Annotated in this window: 3 protein-coding genes; all 3 read left to right on the forward strand. The window is 47.6% G+C overall.

The window, feature by feature from the left end:
* Window positions 1-908 precede the first annotated feature (908 nt).
* On the forward strand, window positions 909-1,088 hold the full coding sequence (locus tag N2K84_RS19860; RefSeq protein WP_282593583.1) for a hypothetical protein: 180 nt from the start codon (window positions 909-911) through the stop codon (window positions 1,086-1,088).
* Between the two features lie 1,166 nt (window positions 1,089-2,254).
* The gene (locus tag N2K84_RS19865) at window positions 2,255-2,506 is read left to right on the forward strand and encodes a hypothetical protein (RefSeq protein WP_282593584.1); all 252 of its coding nucleotides are present in this window, start codon (window positions 2,255-2,257) and stop codon (window positions 2,504-2,506) included.
* Between the two features lie 870 nt (window positions 2,507-3,376).
* Window positions 3,377-5,777: beta strand repeat-containing protein (locus N2K84_RS19870; protein ID WP_282593585.1), on the forward strand; the 2,401-nt coding region annotated here is incomplete at its 3' end.

Here is a 5,777-nt window from a genome sequence, read left to right on the forward strand (position 1 = left end):
AAAAAAAAAAAAAAAAAATGCAACACCAAAGCACCAGATTCCAATGCCGGTTATTGCTTCTGGGAACCCGGATCGAAGCGGGTGCGGGGGCCGTCAAAACGCCCGGCCGAGGGTTCGTTTTGACTAGATTTTTGCTTCCTTTTCATCGATTGGAAAAGGAAGGGCCCGTCCGGCCGGAGGACAAGAAAAAAAAAGGACGCAGACCTTGGGAAGGATAAATGATGAATGTCGAAGGATGAATGAAATTAGACGCAGACATTTGGAAGGATGAATGATGAATGTTGAATTATGAATGGGGCGCTTCAAGCAATCTTTTTCGTATAGAGAACTTCCGTCAAAGCCGGGCAAGCTTGCAACGACTCAACGCCATGCCGAGCAGCCTCGTATCCCGAAGGGATCGAACCATTCATCACCCCCAATCGGATTGGGGGATTACGCAAACTAGGGGCGCTCCCAAAACCCCGAAGCGGGTTGAACTGATCGGAAATTGTTGATCGGCAATCAATAATCGGAACTATTTCCTCTAAAAACATACGATGGGGCTTTGCCCCAAATGATTCCATCCGAACGCTGTACCGGAAATAGCCGGGATACAAGGGGCTTTGCCCCTTAAACCCCATTTCATTTCTTTTCCTTGATGAAAAGAAACGAAACAAAGAAAAATCAAGAAAATTTAATCCTTCCTCCCACAAGGCCTTCGCCGGCCCGGGCCAAATTTTCCGGCCTGCCCACTTTTCGCCTCCCGGCGAATTTGGGGAAGTGACTTTGCACAGCCAACAACAAGGATTCGAATCCACTTGACAATGATTTAACAGAAACCAATTGCAACGAACCACAGGCCCAAATTTCCCCTCCTTATCAAAGGAGAGCCCTTCCGGCCGGAGGACAAGAAAAAGAATAGGACACAGATGACGCGGATTTATTTTGATTGTTATGATTTAAACTGGCCGTTGGCAACTCGCGCTGAAAACTGGCGACCTTTTTTGCGTTTCAATCCAGCTGTTGGGCTTGCGCTTCGCTGGTTCCATGCGAACCATCATCTTGTCGCCATAGGGTACAAATTCCAGGTTGCCGATTTTACCGCTTAAGTAAAGTCGTCCGACACTCTTCGCTCGTACTATGATTGGGGTAATTACAAGATATTCGTAAATTAATTCTAAGGTTTTTCTAAATTAGCTTACAGAAACCTTAGAGAATCATTAGAAATACCTAGTAATATCTATGACGATACTCCCTTGGATATCCCTACCAGGGCAGATGATTGAATTAGGGCACGGATCTATGAAATCCTGAAGGATGAATGGGGTGCGTTGCACTTGAGAATGGGACGCAGATGACGCAGACCTTGGGAAGGATGAATGTTGAATGATGAATGGGGTGCGTTGCACCGAAGAATGGGACGCAGATGACGCGGATAAATTTTGATATTTATGATTTAATGTGTAATCCTTTGCACGGACATTTCCCTTCACCGATCCGCACAGATGCCCCTTACGGGCTTTGAAAAATAAGGTGCGTTGCACCGATACGGGTGGCGCGGTTTGTAACCGCGATTAAATGGAACTGCCAACCATACACCGGGTGCCTGCCCGACTGTTCAGCCGGGCAGGCACCCGGTGCTATTCATATTGATCCCCTTCGGGGGTAGAACCCGCGACTGCCCGTCTGGCCTCGGATCCCGAAGGGATCGAACCGTTCATGACCCCCAATCGAATTGGGGGACGGCGCAAAATAAAAGCGCTCCTACAACCCCGAAGCGGGTTGAACTATCCAGATCTAGTTGAACTCCTTCAGAGTTCCGGGAGAAAGCGTTCTCATCTGCCGCCAGTACCACTGGCGGTGATGAACGTGAAACTCCTTCGGAGTAGGGTTCACCCTAAAAAAAAAATGCGACATCAAAACAACAGATCCAATGCCGGTTATTGGTGTGGGGAACCCGGATCGAAGCGGGTGCGGGGGCCGTCAAAACGCCCGGCCGAGGGTTCGTTTTGACAAGATTTTTGCTTCCCTGTCTGCCGCCAGGCAGGCTTTTCATCGATTGGAAAAGGAAGGGCCCGTCCGGCCGGAGGACAAGAAAAAGAATAGGACGCAGACATTTGGAAGGATGAAGGATGAATGTTGAATGATGAATGGGGCGCTTCAAGCAGGCGTCATTGCGAATGAAGCGCAGCGGAATGAAGCAATCTGCAATGAGGAGGAGATGGGAACACAGATGACGCGGACATTTGGAAGGATGAATGATGAATGTTGAATTATGAATGGGGCGCTTCAAGCAGGCGTCATTGCGAATGAAGCGCAGCGGAATGAAGCAATCTGCAATGAGAAAGAAAATAGGACGCAGACCTTGGGAAGGATGAATGATGAATGTCGAATGATGAATGAGGCGCTTCAAGCAGGCGTCATTGCGAATGAAGCGCAGCGGAATGAAGCAATCTGCAATAATGAAGTAAACAGGACGCGGATAAATTTTGATCGTAATGACTCAAAACTGGCAACTGAAAACTGAAAACTGAAAACTGGCAACTCCCGTTGAAACCTGATCCCGAAGGGATCGAACCTTGCATCACCCCCAATCTGATTGGGGGACGGCGCAAAATAAAAGCGCTCCCACAACCCCGAAGCGGGTTGAATGAATCGAAGGTTATTAATCCGCGATTAAAAATCGCGGCACCCGGAACAGGGAACGAGGAACAGGAAAATTAGCGAATCACTGATAATTCGTTCCTGCTGTTTGATAACCGAAAGCGGCTTTTTGCTCAATACGGCTCATTTTTAGTTGGTTATGGGGTAAAGAAAGCCCAAATTCAAAAAAATGCGTGAAATTACCCATTTTAGGGGGTTACCAAAACGGTATTTTTACCATTAATAAACAAGGACAGAAGTAATAGATTCGGTTATTTTAACGCATCTTTGCCCGGATGGGGCAAGTTGCAGCAAATCAGGCAGGTTGACCTTCGCGATTCGACTGTCAGGAATGGGATTTTTATGCGGATTTGCCGCCGGGGCATAAAACCTGGCGGATGGTTGGATGTCTGATTAATGGTTTTCCCTACCAAATCCCCCCTGCACGAGAAACAGAATGATAAACATTTGCTCATTTAGGAGGCCACTTTTTTTTGGCAGGCCCGGAGCGCCAACAGCGTGTGAACGCGTTGATTTTTGAAGAACTAAGATAACGACAAGCCAATACCAACGGGACTTTTTACAGGAATTTTCCATAATTTTATGCCCCAACCGCTTGTCATGTTATTTTTTTTCAGGAAATTGTAGAAGAAAAATTAGTGAACGAAGATATTTTGTAAATTTAGTCGAGGGCTGGGAACATATTGCCAGGGCATGATATGTTTGACGAACGGGCCGGGCTTATCTCTAAATTATGACAAAAAGAACTAAGCAAATTATTGCTGCACTACTTGTTTGGGCGTATTTGTTGCTGAACATTACGAGCACTTTACAGGCTAACTACCTAATCACCCCTGAAGCAAAACCAACCCTTGCCTTCACGGAAGTGGTGTGGCCGGCTTCCTCCTCCGGTTACCTGCAAGCCCTGGCCTCCAATCCGGCACCGCTGCCCCCGGCTAACGTCTCTCCCACCACCAACACCGATCATACAAACGCCCCCGAATTTGGGGTTATTGCCTCCGCAATTGTTAATAATTCTAAAACGGCAGGAGCAGCCCCACGGATGGCGGCGCTGCCACCGACAGTAACCGCGACTGCTACCGAAGGGCTTTGGGATGAAGGATCAAGTTGGGAAGGTGGCGCAGTACCAAACGCAGACGACGACGTGGTTATCCCTGCCGGTGCAACCATCACGATCAACACTGACCCTCCGGCGATTAACTCCCTCACGGTAAATGGTACGCTTGTATTCGAGAGCGGAACCTCGCACAATCTCACGGTTAACACCGATGTAACCATCGCAACCGGAGCAACTCTCACGGTTGATGCCGCATCCAGCCTCACCATCTCCGGCAACTGGACCAACAACGGAACTTTTAACGCCGGTAACGGGACGGTGACGTTTGATGGTACTGGAACAAGCATCTCAGGAACTTCAACTACCGGTTTCAACAATCTTCAAATCCCTTCCGGGGCAAGCGTAACGCTTAACTCAGATACCAATGTTGCCAATCTCACCATTGATGGTGAGTTGACAACCAGCAATTCCGAAACGCTTACCGTGAGTGGTAACTGGACCAACAACGGAACATATACTGCCAACGCAGGGACGGTGGTAATGACTGGGGCTGGAAAAACGATCTCAGGCATTTTTTCGAGCTCATTCAATAACCTCCAGATAGATGCCGGATCCGATGTAAGTTCAGTTGTTACTGTTAGTTCAGATATTGTTATTGAAAATCTTTCTTTGGTGAACGGATTATTGTCGGTAACAAGTGGGACAACTGATATTAAAGGGATGGCAGATATCCCTCAAACAGCAGGGTTGGAGTTGAATGGTTCAGCGGCGAATTTGATTACCAGGGATTTTACCATAACCAATAAAGGTCTGATTCATATTGTCGATGGAGTAGCAACTTTTGGCAATTCATCCGGCAACAGTGTAAATACTTCAGTTGACGGTGCTTTTGTGATGGAAGGTGGTACGGCAAATATTGCCGGACGGCTACATAACGCAGCGGGTGACGATGACGTTTTTTTAGGCACAAGTTACGAAGTTGGTGTGACAATCTCGGGTGGAACCTTGAATTTGGCAACTAAAGGCAATGGCTCTAACGACACAGGCAGCCTGGATATCGACTCATCTGGGTATTTTGACTTCAACGGGGGAACTATCAATTTTATCAATAGCAGCACTGCTGCAAGGGATATCGATCTTCGGATTGATACACCCAGCGGCAATGGGACTAAATCTATTGCCGGAGGTTCCTTTGTTTTTGGTGATGGTGTAAGTAGTGGTGAAGAGTTTGTCGTCAGTTCGGCTGTTGCTCTTACAAACCTTACAGCAACCAGTGGTAATACGATTGCGTTTGAAAGTGAAGCCACCACGGCCAACACTATTACCGTGCCTGCCAGTTACAATGGCTTGTACACCTTTCAGTTTGGCAACGGAACATTGCCGGTAACCATCGACTTAAGCGGGGCTACTTTTGCCGGAGGTGCCACTATTGAGGTGACTATGCAATCCGGGAAACATCCCGAGAATAAAAACACCACCAATTACCTGAACCGCCACTGGACAGTAACGACAAGCGGGATTACTGATCCCAACTATGATTTAACGGCAAAATATTTGGTCGGTGATGTTGTTGGCGGTAATGAAGCCGGTTTGATCGAAGGGACTTACAATGGTTCCGTGTGGACCAATAACGGGAGTGTCGATGATACGAATCATCTAATTACCATATCTGGACTAAACTCAAATTTAACTTCCCTTTCGGCTTTTGAAGCGCCAACCGCCACGCTTTCCGGGGCACAGACTATTTGCCCGGGTACATCCGCAGATTTGAGCATTGCCTTAACCGGGGCAGCCCCTTGGAATGTGTTTTATAATGATGGCTCAGATAAAAACATTTCAGGTATTTTAAGCAGCCCATACACATTGACTGTTACACCCGGTACCACAACCATTTATACGTTGATTTCTGTTACCGATGCAAACCTGGCTGGGACAGTGAGTGGGACGGCTACGGTTACGGTAGAAGACAATGAAGACCCGATAATCTCCTGCGTGGGCAACCAGTCAAAAGATACCGATACCGGAACATGTACATACACCGTTCAGGGCACAGAGTTTGATCCGACCGCCTTTGCCG

Source organism: Gaoshiqia sediminis (assembly GCF_025907915.1).
Classification (GTDB): domain Bacteria; phylum Bacteroidota; class Bacteroidia; order Bacteroidales; family Prolixibacteraceae; genus Gaoshiqia; species Gaoshiqia sediminis.